Genomic DNA, 15,293 nt, shown 5'->3' with positions numbered 1-15,293 from the left:
GATTGCCCCCCGCCGCACTCTGGCGGCCGCGACAAACGCCTATCGCGTCCGCGCCAACCTCACTTGGCCGAGGTGCATTTCATCGCGGCTGCGCTTCTCAAGAATTTCGAGCTGACCGCGCTCCACGAGCAGCATCAGGCGTTGTTTCATCCACTCAAAATCAATGCTGACGATTTCGTCGTTAAGTTCGGAAGCCATGGCCATCCCGATGATCCTCGATACGCGCTGCCAATCGTCGGTTGCCAACTCCATCAGCTGGGAATCAAAATAAGAAGCTTCCGCCGATACTAGCATGCCATTTTCGATCACGCGGAGCGGCGCATTCTCAGAGATCAGTTGCCGCCACACGTCGAGGTATTGCTCGCGCCTGTTGGTGGGCAATGGCGCGGCGAGCTCCCAAAGTTTGTTAAGGCGAATGTTGTCGTCGCGCAGGTGGGCCAAGCAGGGGGCCAAGACGGGCAGTCGCGGTGGGCCACGCTCCGGGGAGGTAGAGATCAATACTTCGCTTAAATCAATGATGTCGAATGGGGCATCACCCGACTGCCATAGCCAATTCAGAAAGCCGCAATACTCATGTGCAGACCGTCGGCTCAACCACACGATCTTTCGATGGTCAGGAAACAGAGCATCGTCCCAATCTCGTTCAGAAGAGACCCGACTTTCGGGTTCGGTCCGACCGAGTTCTTTTTCGAGCCATATCGCGCGCGCTGAGGGATCAAACGGATCGATCGGACCAAGGTTCAGATCATGCCACGTCGTAACGACCTGATCTTTCCGGCCCGATTCCCTCAGTGCCCGGACGAGGTTGCTCTTGCCTGAGAGCGTGAAAACGAAATGAACGATGGTTTGCGTCATCATCGATCCTCAACGGAGGGACCGTGATGGCATCTTCAAAATCCCGCGTCCAGCCCGGCACGCATCGCGACGAAACAAAAAGAAAGGGGCTCCAACTTGCGCTGGAGCCCCTCAACGGTCAGGGCATTGCCGGGTATGTGCCCGAACCGGAGTTGTGGGTGCGACCCCTTGGGGATCGCACCCCGGGAGAACTCACATATTGTAAGCGCGCTCGGTGTGCTCGGTGACATCGAGGCCTTCACGTTCGGTCTCGACGTTAACGCGCAGGCCGACGATGACATCGACGACCTTGAAGAGGATGGCAGAACCGATGCCCGACCACACCAGCGTGGTGCAGACGCCCCAGAGCTGCGAGACCATCTGGGCTGCGAAGTCGTATTCCGCGATCTTGCCGATGGTGTAGTCCATGACGCCGGTACCGCCGAGCGCCGGGTTCACCAGGATGCCGGTGCCGAGCGCGCCGACGATGCCGCCGACGCAGTGGACGCCGAACACGTCGAGCGAGTCGTCATAGCCGAGCGCATTCTTCACCACGGTGCAGAAGAACAGGCAGACTACGCCGACCACGAGGCCGAGCACGATCGCGCCCATCGGACCGGCGTAACCGGCCGCGGGCGTGACTGCCACCAGGCCCGCCACCGCACCCGACAACGCGCCGAGCACCGAGGGGTGACCCTTGACGATCCACTCCGCGAACATCCAGGCCATCGCCGCCGCTGCGGTTGCAACGAAGGAGTTGGTCATGGCGAGCGCGGCGCCGCCGGAGGCTTCGAGGTTCGATCCGGCGTTGAAGCCGAACCAGCCGACCCAGAGCAGCGAAGCGCCGATCATGGTCATGGTCAGCGAGTGCGGGGCCATCAGCTCCTTGCCGTAACCGACGCGCTTGCCGATCAGGAGCGCACCAACGAGACCGGCGATGCCGGCGTTGATGTGCACCACGGTGCCGCCCGCGAAGTCGATCGCGCCCTTCTTGAAGATCCAGCCCTGGTCATCCCCGAACGCGGTCTTCGCCGCATCGAAGGCGGCCTGCGCAGCGGCCTTGTCGGTCGCGGCTTCGAAGGTCTTGAGCGCGGCAGAGATCGCGTCCGGTCCAGCCCAGTACCAGACCATGTGCGCGATCGGCAGATAGATCAGGGTTACCCAGAGCGGGACGAACAGCGCGACAGCCGAGAACTTCATGCGTTCGGCGAAGGCGCCGACGATGAGTGCGGGGGTGATGCACGCGAAGGTCATCTGGAAGCAGATGTAAATCAGCTCCGTGATGTTGACGTCGGCCGAGAAGGTCGCTGCCTGAGCGTCGAGTATAGTCTTGCCTTCCGGCGCGATCTTCAGGAACGCCTTGGAGAAGCCGCCGATGAAGTCCGATCCGCCGGTGAAGGCGAGGCTGTAGCCGTAGACCGCCCAGATCAGGGTGACGATGCAGACCGTGTAGAAAACCTGCATCAGGACCGAGAGCATGTTCTTGGAGCGGACCAGGCCACCATAGAACAGTGCAAGGCCGGGGATCGTCATCAACAGCACCAGCACCGTCGATGTGAGCATCCAGGCGTTGTCGCCCTTGTTGACTGTGGCTTCCGCGTAAGCGGAGGTTGCGGCGAACATGCCGACGGCCAGGGCCGTCAGTCCCGCGCTATAGGGACGTTTGAACGTCATTTGTTGTACTCCTGAGTGTCTGGGTTGAGCGCGAGATCAGAGTGCCGCGGCATCCGCCTCACCGGTGCGGATGCGAACCGCATGGTCGAGGTTGATGACGAAGATCTTGCCGTCGCCGATTTGTCCGGTTTTTGCTGCCGAGGTGATGGCGTCGATGGTCTTGTCGACCTGGTCCGAGGCCACAGCGACCTCGATCTTGATCTTGGGCAGGAAGCTCACCGCGTATTCAGCGCCGCGATAGATTTCCGTGTGGCCTTTCTGCCGACCATAGCCTTTGACTTCCGTCACCGTGAGACCGTGAACGCCAATGGCGGTCAGGGCGTCCCGGACTTCTTCGAGTTTGAATGGCTTGATGATCGCCATAACAATTTTCATGGGTCCTATCCCCGCTTGGCCCGGTTCAGACAGACCGGGCGTTCTCGACTGAGGTTCACCACGCGGAGAAGTTCACTTCGCGGGCACAGCCATGACCCTTAGAATCAAATGCCGTGCCAGAACGGCGGATTTCCCTAACGGTTTATGAATCCGGGGCTTTTCGGGGTTTCGGGGAGGGGAACCAAACTGCGCTATTCCGTCGCGCCTAAAAAATAGGCGCGTCTGGTCAAGGCGCGGGCACGCCAGACTCCGGACATAATCCTGCCCAGTGCGAGGGCAAGGAAGGCGGTATCTAGATGGGTAGTTCTACTGAAGCGCCTCGCCATGCTGCGAAATATCTAGGCCTTCCAGCTCCTGCTGCAGTGACACCCGCAGCGGCACGAACGCGCTCACCAGTTTGAGCAGCACAAAGGTGACGCCGCCCGACCACACCAGAGTGACGCCGATGCCGTAGAGCTGGATCAGCACCTGCTGCGGGTGGCCTTCGATCAGGCCGCCGGTGCCGCCGATGGCGGCGGTGGCAAACACGCCGGCGAGCAGGGTGCCGGTCATGCCGCCGATGCCGTGGACGCCGAACACGTCGAGCGAATCGTCATACTTGAAGCGGTGCTTGAGCCAGGTGCAGGCCCAGAAGCACACCAGACCCGCCACCAGACCGATGATTATTCCGTGCCACGGTGCGACGTAACCGGAGGCCGGCGTAATCGTGCCGAGGCCGGCGATCGCGCCGGAGATCATGCCGAGCACGGAGGGTTTGCGCCGCGTCGCCCATTCGATCGCGCCCCAGGTCAGCGTGCCGGCGCAGGCTGCCAGATGCGTTGCGGTGATGGCCATGACGGCGCGCGAATTCGCCGCCAGCGCCGAGCCGCCGTTGAATCCGAACCAGCCGACCCACAGCAATCCGGTGCCGATGACGGCGAGCGACAGGTCGAACGGGGAAAGATTGTCGCTGCCATAGCCGTGACGCTGTCCCATCACCTTGGCGGCAACCAGACCGCCGATGCCGGCGGACAGATGCACGACGAGACCGCCGGCAAAATCCAGCACGCCCATGCTGGCGAGGAAGCCGCCGCCCCACACCCAATGCGCCAGCGGCACATAGACGAACATGAACCAGCCGATCGAGAACAATAGATAGGCCGAGAACCGCATCCGGTCGGCCACCGCGCCCGCCACCAGCGCTACCGTGATGATCGCAAACGTCATCTGGTACAGCATGAACAGTATTTCCGGAATCGTCTTCGCCGCCGGGTTGACGCTGTCCATGGTGATGCCGATCAGGAACCAGCGGTCCAGCGTGCCGATCCAGGGACCTTCGCCGACGAACGCCAGCGAATAGCCGAAACACACCCAGAGGATAGAGATGATCGAGACCGCAGCGAGGCTCTGCGCCATCGTCGCCAGCACGTTCTTCTTGCGCACCATGCCGGAATAGAACAGCGCCAGGCCCGGTATCGTCATCATCAGGACGAGCGCGGTGGCGACGATCATCCACGCGGTGTCGGCGGCGTTGATGGTCGATGTCTGCGCAAAGGCCGGCGTCGCCGGCCAGACGTTGATCGCAGGAATGCTGAGCGCAGCGAGCTTCGCTGCACGAATCGAGAGTGCCCCCATGGAATTTCCCCGGCCTGTTGTCGTTCTGTTGTCGTTTTTTGCTCGCGCGTCAGGCTGATTTGCCCGCGCGCGTTGAACTGAAATGAAAACGTTAGAGCGCGTCGCTGTCGGTCTCCCCGGTGCGAATGCGAAGTGCATGATCGATCGGCGTCACGAAGATCTTGCCGTCGCCGATCTGGCCGGTGCGCGCATGCGCGGTGATGACCTCGACCGCCTTGTCCGCGACGTCGGAGGCGACCGCGATTTCGATGCGCAGCTTGGGCAGGAAGTTCACGACATATTCGGCGCCGCGATAGATTTCGGTGTGGCCCTTCTGGCGGCCGTACCCCTTGACCTCGGTGACGGTCATGCCGTGCACGCCGATGGCCGTCAGCGCCTGGCGCACCTCGTCAAGCTTGAATGGTTTGATGATCGCGACGACGAGTTTCATGGTCAGGCCTTCATGTCTCTTGGGATGCACTCTTGGGAATTTCGCTTGGGAATTTCGCTTGAAAGGTCTCTTGAAAGTTCCTTGGACGGTCTTTTTAGGCGTTGTTTTTGACGGTCTTTTTGACGTTCTTTCGGCGTGTTCGGCAGGATGGCCGCCGCGGGGGTTCGCTACCGAAATCCAAATCTGGCATTTTTCTATGCAAATGGCACAAAAAACTTGCAGGTTTAAGGGGAAAACATTTGCAGCCGGTGACCTCAGTCCCTGTACAGGGAATATGATCCTCCGACAGAATGGGCTTTTCGCCAGCCGCCCCGCCGGGTTCCCCCGTTTCCACGACCAAAGGGATTAAAAATGTCGAACCGATCGTGGTTTTATGCAGCGAATGGCCAGCAACAGGGGCCCTTTCCGGAAGCCCAGCTGCGCGATCTCATCACAAGGGGGACGGTCAGGGCCGACACGCTGGTCTGGTCCGAGGGAATGTCCGGCTGGCAGCGCGCGGGCGAAATTCCCGGCCTGATGCCGGCAGGCGGCGCCCCGCCGCCGGTTGCGCAACCGGGCGGCCCGCCGCCGATGAGCGCGGGCGGTGGCTATGGGGGCGGTGGCGGTTACGCCGGCGGCCCGCTCTCGATCGATTTCGGCATCCTGGAGTTTGTCTGGCGCAGCCTCGTGCTCATAATCGGTTGCGTGTTCATCATTCCGACCCCATGGGTCATGGTCTGGTATCTCAACTGGCTCGTGCCGTGCGTGCAGGTGCCGGGACGGCCGAATCTCAGCTTTACCGGCAACGCGATGACGATCGCGCTGTGGTTTTTTGGAGCGATCGCAGCGCTTATCGTGCTCTCAGTTGTCGCCAGTCTCATCGGCCTTGATTGGCTCAACGGTCTGATCAACATCGCTCAGTTTGTTCTCTATTGGCTTTTCCTGAAATGGTTCGTCGCGAACCTTGCGTCCAACGGGCAGCCGCTCGGGCTCAGCTTCTCCGGTTCGATCTGGGCCTTTCTCGGATATTCCATTCTCGCCGTGCTCGCCGTCTTCACGATCATCGGCTGGGCGTGGGTGTATACCGCGATGATGCGGTGGTTCTGCCGCAACATTCAGGGCACGCGGCGCGAAGTGCTGTTCATCGGCACCGGCCTCGAGTTCCTGTGGCGTGCGATCGTGGCGGCCGTTGCGTCGATCTTCATCATCCCGATTCCATGGGTGTATCGATGGATCTGGCAGTGGCTGGCGTCGCAGACGGTGTTGGCTGAGCGAGGCGCGCAGCCGCCGAACGGGTAAGGCGTAATCGCTTGAAAACGCTATGCCCGGCGCTGGCGGATCGAGCCTTCCTGGGCCACCGACGCCACCAGCGTGCCGTCGGGCTTGAAGATCAGGCCGCGGGCCAACCCGCGGCCGCCCTGTGCGCTCGGTGAATCCTGCGAATAAAGCAGCCATTCGTCGGCGCGGAACGGGCGGTGAAACCACATCGCGTGATCGAGGCTGGCCGGCATCACGTTGCTGTCGAACAGCGTGCGGCCGTAGCGCGCCATCACGGCATCGAGCAGCGAGAAATCCGACGCATAGGCCAGCGCACACATATGCAGCGCCGGATCATCAGGGAGTTTTGCCGCGGTGCGGATCCAGACATTGATGCGGCCGTCGTCGATCTTCTCGCCGAAATAGCGGCCGAGTTCGACCGGTCGCAACTCGATCGGCCGGTCCATTTCGTAATAGCGCCGGATGAACTCCGGCATCTCCTTGAACACCGGCTGTTTTGCCACCTCTTCGGCGGAGAGTTTTTCCGGCGGCGGCACGTCCGGCATCTTGTCCTGGTGGTTGAAGGCGCCTTCCTCCTCGGCGTGGAACGAGACCATGATCGAGAAGATCGCGTTGCCATGTTGAATGGCGGTGACGCGGCGGGTCGAATAGCTCTTGCCGTCGCGCAGTCGTTCGACCTGGTAGATGATCGGAACCTGCGGGTCGCCCGGCAGGATGAAATAGCAATGCAGCGAATGCGGCAGCCGGCCTTCGACGGTGCGGCACGCCGCCACCATCGCCTGTCCGATCACCTGGCCGCCGAACACCCGCTGCCACGCGGTTTTCGGGCTGTTGCCGCGAAACAAATTCACCTCGATCGGTTCGATGTCGAGGATCGAAATCAGGTCGGTCACGCTTGCGGACATGGCGGCACTTTCGGTTTTTCGGGTCATTCCGGGGCGATACGCAGTATCGAACCCGGAATCTCGAGATTCCCCGATGTGCGATAGCACATCTGAGGTTCACGCGAAGGCGCGTGCCCCGCAATGACGGTTTGGCCTTGTTTCAGGCCTCTGTTTCACCCAGCTATAGTCATGTAGCAAGTACAGTCCATGACCAGGACGAGTAAGGATTGCATGCCGGCACAGCGAAGTATTGTCATCTGCGGCGGCGCCTTTGCGGGGCTGGCGCTGGCGCTGGCGCTGCGTCAGGGCCTGGGCCGCGATATTCCCGTCATCGTGGCCGATCCGGCGCTGGCTTCAAAGCCGAGCCGCGATCCGCGCGCCACCGCGATCGTCGCCGCCTGCCGGCGGCTGTTCGAGGCGCTCGGCGTCTGGGGCCAGATCGCGCCCACCGCGCAGCCGATAACAGACATGGTCGTCACCGATTCCAAGCTTGATGACGCCACCCGCCCGGTGTTCCTCACCTTCGCCGGCAATGTCGAGCCCGGCGAGCCGTTCGCGCATATGGTCGAGAACCGCTATCTGATCGATGCGCTGGTGGCGCGCGCCGAGGCCGAGGGCATCGAGCTGCGCGCGACCGCAGTTGCCTCGTTCGATTCACGCGCTGACGGCGTCGACGTGACACTCGCCGACGGCACGATCATCGAAGCGAGCCTTTTGGTCGCCGCCGACGGCGCGCGCTCAAAGCTGCGCGAACGCGCCGGGATTGCCACCCATGGCTGGGACTATGATCAATCCGGCATCGTCGTCACCGTCGGCCATGAGCGCGATCACAACGGCCGCGCCGAAGAACATTTCTTGCCCGCGGGCCCGTTCGCAATCCTGCCGCTGACCGGAAAGCGCTCGTCGCTGGTGTGGACCGAGAACCGCACGGAAGCCGCGCGCATCACCGCGCTCGGCGACGACGAATTTCACGGCGAGCTCGAGCAGCGTTTTGGTTTGCATCTCGGCGAGGTCAAGGCGCTCGACAAGCCGCGCGCGTTTCCGCTCGGCTATTTCGTCGCGCGCTCCTTCATCGCCGAACGACTGGCGCTGATCGGCGACGCCGCGCATGTGATCCACCCCATCGCCGGGCAGGGGCTCAATATGGGGCTGAAGGATGTCGCAGCGCTCGCCGAAGTCGTGGTCGACGCCGCGCGGCTCGGCATGGATCTCGGCCAGGCCGACGTGCTCGAACGGTACCAGCGCTGGCGCCGGTTCGACACCATGGCGATGGGCGTTGCGACCAACTCGCTGAACTTCCTGTTCTCGAACGAATCGACGCTGCTGCGCACCGTGCGCGACATCGGATTGGGCCTGGTCGACCGCACGCCGCCGCTGAAAAGCCTGTTCATCCGCCAGGCCGCGGGATTGTCAGGCGAAGTGCCGCGGCTGCTGAAGGGCGAGGCGTTGTAGTTAACCTCAGCCGTCATTGCGAGCGAAGCGAAGCAATCCATAGCACGGCATAACGGATAGATGGATTGCTTCGTCGCTGCGCTCCTCGCAATGACGCGGAGGAGCCGGTGTTCTCTTCAGTCGATCTTCCTGGCCTCTTCCGGCAGCATGATCGGGATGCCGTCGCGGATCGGGTAGGCGAGTTTGGCGGAACGCGAGATCAGTTCCTGCGTGGAGGCGTCGAACTCCAGCGGGCCCTTGGTGATCGGGCACACCAGGATTTCCAGCAATTTCGGATCGACGGTGCTGTCGAGGCGTTCGGTCGAATTCATGTGTGATCTCCAGATTGGCCGGTCCCTTAGCACACCAAACTTGTCATCGCGAGGTGGCTATCCGCAGCATTTCGTCGAGCATGGCCCGTTGCTGCGCTTTTGGCAGTGGCTGGTCCGACAGGGCAAAACCGAGAAACGCCCAATAGAGGATTTGCGCGCGGGCGCGGGCCACCTCCGCGGACAATCCGGACTGCGTCAACAGGCTCTCGACATAGCCGAGCCTGCGGCGGTCGATCGCCTGCACCGCCGCCCGCGCCGCGGGGTCGACGCTGGCCCAGGTGCGGACCGCGTTTTCCAGCGCCAGTCTTGCGCCGAACACCCGGCGCAGCAGCACCTCGAGCGGATTCTCGTCCTTCGATGCGGCCTCGACCCCGGCGATGATCTGTTCGGCGGCGATTTCGCGCCATTGCTTGAGGATCGCGGCATGGAACGCGGAAATGTCCGCGAAATGCCAATAGAAGCTGCCGCGCGACACTCCCATCGCCTTGGCCAGTGGTTCCGCCTTCAGCGCCGTGAAGCCGCTTTTCGCCAGCGTCTTCAGGCCCTGGTCGACCCAATCCTGGCCCGAGAGTTGATCACCCATGTTCCCGTCCTGCGACATCTTTCCATACATTACTGTATTGACAGTTGCCAAGCGGCAAGTCATAACCATACATAACTGTATGGAGGCTTGTCCGATGCGCGATACTATTCTGCAATGCGCCGGCATCGCCGGAATAGCGGTGTCCCTGATTCACGGCGTGCTCGGGGAAACCAAGGTGTTCGCCAAAGCGACCATTCAGCCCGAGAGCCTGCGGACCCTGATCCGGCTGGTGTGGCAGGCCGGCACCGTGGCGTGGATCGGCGGCGCCGTGCTGCTGATCGCAGCTCCTTCCTTCGGCTCCGAGAGCGCGCGGCACTGGATCGTCATTACCGTGATCGCGATCTACACCTTTGCCGCCGCGGCGAACGCGTGGTGGTCGCGCGGACGTGGTTTTGGATGGAAGGCGCTCACCGCCGTCGTCGCACTGGCGGTCGCGGGATACTAGGCACCTTCCTGCGCCGCCGTGGAAACGGAGATACCCATGTTCTGGGTGGCAGCAAGGAGAAGGGCCATGGAGGACCGGGTCGAGGTCACCATCGAAAATAGTGTTGCCGATGTCAGGCTGAACCGCGCCGATAAGTGAATTCGCTTGATGCTGACATATTCAATGCGATTGCCAAAGCCGGCGCGCGCCTCAAGCAAGACAAATGACTGCGCGCCGTCGTGCTGTCCGGCGAGTGCAGCTGTGCCGAGCGCGACGTCGAAAGAACTGTCGCCAATTTTGTGCAACACATTGCTGGCTATGGCGCGAGCTGCCTGTCCCCGCGATCGCCGCCGTTCACTGCATTGCGCTGGGCGGTGGCTTCCAGCTCGCCCTTGGTGCCGATATGCGATACGTCGCGCGGGCACGCGCCTCGGCAGCATCGAGGCGAGGTGGGGATCACGGTGCCGGATATGTCCGGTACCCAACTTAGGCGTCATCTTGCGCGCGAAGATGTGGTGCGCGCGTTGACCTGCACAGCGCGAATTGCTCGTCAGCGCCGAGCAAGTGGAAGCGGTTCGTGCAAATGTTAATCAGCGCAGCGAACGCATCCACGGCCCGCTACCGCAGTCCCGTATCACTACGGGAGCAGTTCCGTACTACTACGGCGGCGTTTCCTCGCGCGTTCCATTTCGCTGCGCGACAAGCAGTTCCGCGCGCGGTTCCGGATCGCGCGATTCAATCAACCAAATGCACATTACCGGGCAGATAAATCGAGGTTTTCCGAGAATCCCTGATGTATTCAACCATTATACATTCGTTCTTTACGCGCGGATAACTACGCCCTCCGAAGCTGCAAAGAAATTAGGAAGTAAAGAACCAGCGCGGGTAACCATGGTGACGAACAACCATGGCCCGAATGACATGTTCCGCGTTCTTAGCTGCCTTACAGTCGAACACGACTGGCGATTTGTTCTCCTCGCCGGCCTCGTCTGCTTCGTCGCAAGCGTCGTAGCCATCCATATCTTTCATCGCGCGATCTCGTCGCACGCGAGGACGCGGCTGATCTGGATTGCCATTGCGGGCGCCGCGATCGGGTACGGGATCTGGGCGACGCACTTCATCGCGATGCTCGCCTACGAGCCTGGTGTCACGACCGGATACGGCGTGGCCTTGACGGGGCTGTCGCTCGCCGCGGCAATGATATTGACTTCCGGCGGGTTCGGCTTCTCCGCCAATGCGCCCGGCCGGTGGCGAGCGCCCATCGGCGGCGGAATCATCGGCGCGGGCATTGCCAGCATGCACTATCTCGGCATGTGGGCGCTCGAAGTCCCGGGCCGGGTCACCTGGTCGCTCGATCTCGTGTTCGCCTCCATCGTTGTCGGCATGGCGTTCGGTTATGCGGCGCTCGCGTTCGCGGTCCGCTACAAGGATTTGTGGGGAACATTTGTCGCGGCGGTTTTCCTGACGCTCGCAATTGTCTCGCATCATTTCACGGCAATGGGCGCGGTGGAAATTGTCCCCGATCCGACGCGGGCACCCGACGAGATGTCACTTTCCCCCGCCTTTCTCGCCGTGGCGATTGCGGGCGTGGCTCTGTCGGTGCTCGGGATGAGCCTGGTCGGCGTGCTGGCGGATCGCCGCCTCGCCAACCGGACGCGCAAATTCGAGGAAATCATCGATCAGCTCTCGCTCGCGCGGCAACAGGTCGAAGGCTCGCAAAGGGAATTGCAGGAGCAGAAGCTCAGGCTGGATTCGGCGATCAACAACATGGGCGAGGGTCTCTGCATGTTCGATGCGGAGAAGCGGCTTGTCGTCTGCAACGATCGTTACGCCAAAATGTATCAGCTGCCGCCGGAACTGTTGCGGGCGGGAACATCTCACCGGGAAATCATCGAGCATCGCATCAGCAACGGCATCCTCAAGGCCGGCACCAATGACAGCGCCGCAAAGGTGATGTCGGCCCTGAATGCGCTGCCATCCAACGTTCCGGCTAGCCGCGTCGACGAGCTTGCCGATGGCCGATTGATCTGCGTTACGAGGCAACCGATGCCCGGCGGCGGCTGGGTGGCGACGCACCAGGACGTCACCGAGCAGCGCAGGTCCGAGGCCAAGATCACGCATATGGCCCATCATGACGCGCTGACCGACCTGCCCAATCGCGTCCTCTTGAGGAAGCGATTGGAGCTCGCCCTCTCCATCACGCGCAGGGGTGGCGCCGATCTCGCGGTGCTGATGCTTGATCTTGACCGCTTCAAGGAGGTCAACGACACGCTGGGGCACCCCACGGGAGACGCGCTGTTGCAAGCCGTTGCCGCGCGGCTGCTGGCATGCGTCAGGGAAACGGCGATGGTCGCGCGGCTGGGCGGCGACGAGTTCGCCGTCATTGAGTGCGTGGACAATCCGCTGGTGGAAGCCGTGGCGCTCGCCGAACGTATCAAGGCCGCGCTTTGCGAACCCTTCGATCTTGGCGATCACCGGGTCACCGTCGGAACGAGCATCGGCATCGCCGTCGCGCCACGCGACGGAACCGATTCCGATGAAATTCTCAAGAAAGCGGACCTTGCTTTGTACTCGGCCAAGAATGGCGGGCGTGGTTCGTTCCGTTTCTTCGAGCCGGAACTCGACGAACTCATGCATGCCCGCCGCAACCTCGAACGGGATATGCGCAGCGCGCTTGCCAATGATGAGTTCGAACTGCGCTACCAGCCGATCGTCAATTTCAAGAACGGCAAGATCAGCGGCTTTGAGGCGTTGCTGCGCTGGCATCATCCCCAGCGCGGCTGGGTCATGCCCGGCGACTTTATCCCGCTTGCGGAAGAAACCGGCGTGATCGTGCCGATCGGAGAGTGGGTCCTGCGGACGGCGTGCGCGGAGGCGGCAAAATGGCCGGCCCATCTCAAGATCGCGATAAATCTGTCTCCGGCTCAGTTCAGAAGCAAGGACCTGGTTCGGGTCATTGTCAGCTCTCTGGCGAGTTCGGGAATTGCGCCAACAAGACTTGAGCTCGAGGTGACCGAAACGGCCATTATGCACGACAGCGAAGCTGTGTTCGCCGCGCTCGGCCAGCTGCACGAACTGGGCGTGCGAGTTGCCCTCGATGATTTCGGCACGGGTTACTCATCACTGAGCTTCTTGCAAAAGTTCTCGTTCGACAAGATCAAGATCGACCGCAGCTTCGTCAGCGAGCTGACCAGCCCACAGGAAGAGTCCCGCGTCATCGCGCGCGCGGTGGTTCGATTTGCCGTAAGCCTCGGCAAGACCACCACGGCCGAAGGCGTGGAAACCCAGGAACAATGGGACATCCTCCGCGGAGAGGCCTGCGTCGAATCGCAAGGCTATTATTTCAGTCCGCCGGTAACGAACGCCGAAGTTGCGAAAATGGTGCGCTCGCGGGTCAAGGCAGCGGCGAACGCGGCGTAGCCGGCGCGGCTTACTGCAGTCCCGTATCGCCGCCGCTGGTGCGTTTCTTGGCGAGGTCCATCTCGGTCACCGCGATCAGGATTTCCGCGCGCGTCTTCAAATCGGGCGCTTCCAGCATCGCCTGCTTTTCGGCGGGGCCATAGGGCGACATCATCGCCAGCGCATTGACCAGCGCCTCGTTGGGCGCGCTCTCGATGCCTTCCCAATCCACTTTCAAATTGTTGGCGTTGAGAAAATCGGTCAGCACCTCGAGCAGCGCCTCGCGGTCGACGGCCTCTTCGCCCTTGCGCGCGGTGAAGTCGTCAACGAAGGGGAAGAAATCCACCTTGCATTGCCGGTACGCGGTCAGCACCGTCAGCTCTTCGACCACCCGAAAGCGCGAGACGCCGGTGAGTTCGAGGATGTAGCGGCCGTCGCCGGATTCAGCGAGTTGGGTGATGCGGCCGACGCAGCCGACCTTGAACAGTATCGGCCGGGTCTCGTCCTTGCTGTGGGAAATATCGGGCTGGATCATCCCGATCAGGCGGTGGCCGTCGCGCAACGCGTCGTCGACCATCGAAAGGTAGCGCGGCTCGAAGATGTTGAGCGGCATCTGGCCGCGCGGCAGCAGCAGCGCACCCGGCAGCGGAAACACCGGAATGATTTCGGGAAGCTCGCCGGGTCCGCGGTATTCGGCATTGATCGGCATCTGCGGCCCCGGCTCTACTGCATGAGATGTCTATGTCTTGCGCGTACTCTTAATCCAAAACCGGTGTCCACGGTTGCGGAATACGCAACTCACGAGAACAGGATCGTCGACAGCCGCCTGCGTCCATCCACGGTTGCTTCGTCGGCGCCGCCCCACGCTTCGAAGAACTGCACCAGTTGCTTGCGCGCGCCATCCTCATTCCACTTGCGGTCCCGCTTGACGATTTCGAGCAGCTGGTTGGTCGCTTCGGCACGGTTGCCCTGGGCGTTGAGCGCGGTTGCCAGATCGAATCGGGCCTGATGATCGAGCGGGTTTGCGGCGACTTTCTGTTCCAGCTCGGTGACCGGGCCGACCGATTGCGCCTGTTCGGCAAGATCGATCGAGACCTGCACGGCCTTCACGGCGGCGTCATTGCGTTTGGATTCCGGCACCATCGCGATGGTCTGCTTGGCCTGCTCGATGGCGCCTGTCGTCACGTAGCATTTCGCGAGACCCGCCAACGCGGCGATATTGGTGGAATCGATCGACAGCACCTCGGCATAGATCTGCGCCGCGGCCGCCGCATCGCCTTCCGCCAGCACGGCTTCGGCCTCCTGCAGAATTTCGGCAATGTTCGGCTCGCCCGGTGCGGCCATGCCCTTGGTGAGCTTGTCGATGAAGGCGGTGACCTGGCTCTCCGGCACCGCGCCCATGAAGCCATCGGCGGGCTGGCCGTTGACGAAGGCGATCACGGCCGGGATCGACTGGATTCCCATCTGGCCGGGGATCTGCGGATGCTGGTCGATGTTCATCTTGACCAGCTTGACCTTGCCCTTGGCGGCGCGGACAGCCTTTTCGATGATCGGCGTCAACTGACGGCACGGACCGCACCACTCCGCCCAGAAGTCGATCAGCACCGGCTGGCGCTTCGATTCCTCGATGACGTCCTTCACGAAGGTCTGGGTGGTGGTATCCTTGATCAGATCGGGTACGGCCTGCGGCGCGGGGCCGCCGCCCTGCTCAATTATCGTCACGATGTATCCTCGCCTGATGTCTTGAAAATTCGTCTCGAAAGCTGTCCCAGAGATTGGCGTCCTTCTAGCACGGAAGGGCGCGAAGTTCTCATCCGCTAGATGGCGGCTTGGTCACAAAATTCAATCGGCCCCGGCCGCGGCGTGCCGCCCCGAACGATGGGCGGCCCGCCATCACGTGTCTAGCCGGCGCGACGAATTGACCGGGAGGGCGGATCGGGGGCATCCGGGCGGAAGTCCGAATCGCCGGGATTCCCGACAATTTGACCAGGGAATTCGCGCTGGGGAGACCGGGGAACCGATTACCGCGGTTTGGGCGCCGTTTCGGACCGATTCT

Annotated in this window: 15 protein-coding genes; 4 read left to right on the top strand and 11 right to left on the bottom strand. The window is 62.0% G+C overall.

Annotation, left to right across the window (positions count from 1 at the left end; all coding sequences use genetic code 11):
- Window positions 1-39: 39 nt before the first annotated feature.
- From JQ575_RS03530 to JQ575_RS03510, 5 genes are all read right to left on the bottom strand, one after another.
- On the bottom strand, window positions 40-855 hold the full coding sequence (locus JQ575_RS03530) for a DUF3658 domain-containing protein (RefSeq protein ID WP_212031905.1): 816 nt from the start codon (window positions 853-855) through the stop codon (window positions 40-42).
- A 192-nt stretch (window positions 856-1,047) separates the two neighbouring features.
- The gene (locus JQ575_RS03525; RefSeq protein WP_212031904.1) at window positions 1,048-2,508 is read right to left on the bottom strand and encodes an ammonium transporter; all 1,461 of its coding nucleotides are present in this window, start codon (window positions 2,506-2,508) and stop codon (window positions 1,048-1,050) included.
- A gap of 36 nt (window positions 2,509-2,544) precedes the next feature.
- A complete protein-coding gene (locus JQ575_RS03520; RefSeq protein ID WP_008142813.1) occupies window positions 2,545-2,883 on the bottom strand; it encodes a P-II family nitrogen regulator in 339 nt (112 codons plus the stop codon).
- A 306-nt stretch (window positions 2,884-3,189) separates the two neighbouring features.
- Entirely contained in the window at window positions 3,190-4,497 is a 1,308-nt protein-coding gene (locus JQ575_RS03515; RefSeq protein WP_212031903.1) for an ammonium transporter, read from the bottom strand.
- A gap of 91 nt (window positions 4,498-4,588) precedes the next feature.
- The gene (locus JQ575_RS03510; protein ID WP_192740630.1) at window positions 4,589-4,927 is read right to left on the bottom strand and encodes a P-II family nitrogen regulator; all 339 of its coding nucleotides are present in this window, start codon (window positions 4,925-4,927) and stop codon (window positions 4,589-4,591) included.
- Window positions 4,928-5,278: 351 nt separating this feature from the next.
- On the opposite strand from JQ575_RS03510, the gene JQ575_RS03505 reads away from it, so the two are divergent.
- Window positions 5,279-6,205, top strand: coding sequence for a DUF4339 domain-containing protein (locus JQ575_RS03505; protein ID WP_212031902.1), 927 nt, complete (start codon window positions 5,279-5,281; stop codon window positions 6,203-6,205).
- A 20-nt stretch (window positions 6,206-6,225) separates the two neighbouring features.
- Here JQ575_RS03505 and tesB read toward each other — a convergent pair whose 3' ends face one another.
- Window positions 6,226-7,089: an acyl-CoA thioesterase II gene (tesB, locus tag JQ575_RS03500; protein ID WP_212031901.1), complete on the bottom strand. Its 864-nt coding sequence runs from the start codon at window positions 7,087-7,089 to the stop codon at window positions 6,226-6,228.
- Window positions 7,090-7,275: 186 nt separating this feature from the next.
- Here tesB and JQ575_RS03495 point away from each other — a divergent pair, with 186 nt between their 5' ends.
- Window positions 7,276-8,520, top strand: a complete 1,245-nt coding sequence (locus JQ575_RS03495) for a ubiquinone biosynthesis hydroxylase (RefSeq protein WP_283842580.1) — start codon at window positions 7,276-7,278, stop codon at window positions 8,518-8,520.
- A gap of 116 nt (window positions 8,521-8,636) precedes the next feature.
- On the opposite strand, the gene JQ575_RS03490 is transcribed toward JQ575_RS03495, so the two are convergent.
- Window positions 8,637-8,831: a Trm112 family protein gene (locus JQ575_RS03490; RefSeq protein ID WP_211994414.1), complete on the bottom strand. Its 195-nt coding sequence runs from the start codon at window positions 8,829-8,831 to the stop codon at window positions 8,637-8,639.
- 43 nt (window positions 8,832-8,874) lie between these two features.
- Window positions 8,875-9,414: a TetR/AcrR family transcriptional regulator gene (locus JQ575_RS03485; RefSeq protein ID WP_212031900.1), complete on the bottom strand. Its 540-nt coding sequence runs from the start codon at window positions 9,412-9,414 to the stop codon at window positions 8,875-8,877.
- Window positions 9,415-9,508: 94 nt separating this feature from the next.
- Here JQ575_RS03485 and JQ575_RS03480 point away from each other — a divergent pair, with 94 nt between their 5' ends.
- Window positions 9,509-9,859, top strand: a complete 351-nt coding sequence (locus JQ575_RS03480; RefSeq protein WP_212031899.1) for a hypothetical protein — start codon at window positions 9,509-9,511, stop codon at window positions 9,857-9,859.
- Here the strand turns inward: JQ575_RS03480 and JQ575_RS03475 are convergent.
- Window positions 9,856-10,143, bottom strand: coding sequence for a hypothetical protein (locus tag JQ575_RS03475; RefSeq protein ID WP_212031898.1), 288 nt, complete (start codon window positions 10,141-10,143; stop codon window positions 9,856-9,858). The two genes, JQ575_RS03480 and JQ575_RS03475, sit on opposite strands and share 4 nt — an antisense overlap.
- A 586-nt stretch (window positions 10,144-10,729) precedes the next feature.
- Here JQ575_RS03475 and JQ575_RS03470 point away from each other — a divergent pair.
- Entirely contained in the window at window positions 10,730-13,258 is a 2,529-nt protein-coding gene (locus JQ575_RS03470) for an EAL domain-containing protein (RefSeq protein WP_312015876.1), read from the top strand.
- A 10-nt stretch (window positions 13,259-13,268) separates the two neighbouring features.
- On the opposite strand, the gene JQ575_RS03465 is transcribed toward JQ575_RS03470, so the two are convergent.
- Both JQ575_RS03465 and trxA read right to left on the bottom strand, forming a co-directional pair.
- On the bottom strand, window positions 13,269-13,946 hold the full coding sequence (locus tag JQ575_RS03465; RefSeq protein ID WP_212031897.1) for an LON peptidase substrate-binding domain-containing protein: 678 nt from the start codon (window positions 13,944-13,946) through the stop codon (window positions 13,269-13,271).
- A gap of 89 nt (window positions 13,947-14,035) precedes the next feature.
- Complete coding sequence (gene trxA / locus JQ575_RS03460) at window positions 14,036-14,959, bottom strand: thioredoxin (protein WP_192739452.1); 924 nt, start codon at window positions 14,957-14,959, stop codon at window positions 14,036-14,038.
- Window positions 14,960-15,293 lie beyond the last annotated feature (334 nt).

Origin of the sequence: Bradyrhizobium sp. JYMT SZCCT0428 (genome assembly GCF_018131075.1) — a bacterium.
Lineage (GTDB): Bacteria > Pseudomonadota > Alphaproteobacteria > Rhizobiales > Xanthobacteraceae > Bradyrhizobium.
The sequence above is the reverse complement of the archived record's forward strand: the minus strand, read 5'-3'. Positions and strand labels throughout refer to the sequence as shown.

Coding starts and splice junctions, on each gene's coding strand:
- JQ575_RS03530 (WP_212031905.1), bottom strand. CDS start 855: ATGACGCAAACCATCGTTCATTTCGTTTTCACGCTCTCAGGCAAGAGC.
- JQ575_RS03525 (WP_212031904.1), bottom strand. CDS start 2,508: ATGACGTTCAAACGTCCCTATAGCGCGGGACTGACGGCCCTGGCCGTC.
- JQ575_RS03520 (WP_008142813.1), bottom strand. CDS start 2,883: ATGAAAATTGTTATGGCGATCATCAAGCCATTCAAACTCGAAGAAGTC.
- JQ575_RS03515 (WP_212031903.1), bottom strand. CDS start 4,497: ATGGGGGCACTCTCGATTCGTGCAGCGAAGCTCGCTGCGCTCAGCATT.
- JQ575_RS03510 (WP_192740630.1), bottom strand. CDS start 4,927: ATGAAACTCGTCGTCGCGATCATCAAACCATTCAAGCTTGACGAGGTG.
- JQ575_RS03505 (WP_212031902.1), top strand. CDS start 5,279: ATGTCGAACCGATCGTGGTTTTATGCAGCGAATGGCCAGCAACAGGGG.
- tesB (WP_212031901.1), bottom strand. CDS start 7,089: ATGTCCGCAAGCGTGACCGACCTGATTTCGATCCTCGACATCGAACCG.
- JQ575_RS03495 (WP_283842580.1), top strand. CDS start 7,276: ATGACCAGGACGAGTAAGGATTGCATGCCGGCACAGCGAAGTATTGTC.
- JQ575_RS03490 (WP_211994414.1), bottom strand. CDS start 8,831: ATGAATTCGACCGAACGCCTCGACAGCACCGTCGATCCGAAATTGCTG.
- JQ575_RS03485 (WP_212031900.1), bottom strand. CDS start 9,414: ATGGGTGATCAACTCTCGGGCCAGGATTGGGTCGACCAGGGCCTGAAG.
- JQ575_RS03480 (WP_212031899.1), top strand. CDS start 9,509: ATGCGCGATACTATTCTGCAATGCGCCGGCATCGCCGGAATAGCGGTG.
- JQ575_RS03470 (WP_312015876.1), top strand. CDS start 10,730: ATGGTGACGAACAACCATGGCCCGAATGACATGTTCCGCGTTCTTAGC.
- JQ575_RS03465 (WP_212031897.1), bottom strand. CDS start 13,946: ATGCCGATCAATGCCGAATACCGCGGACCCGGCGAGCTTCCCGAAATC.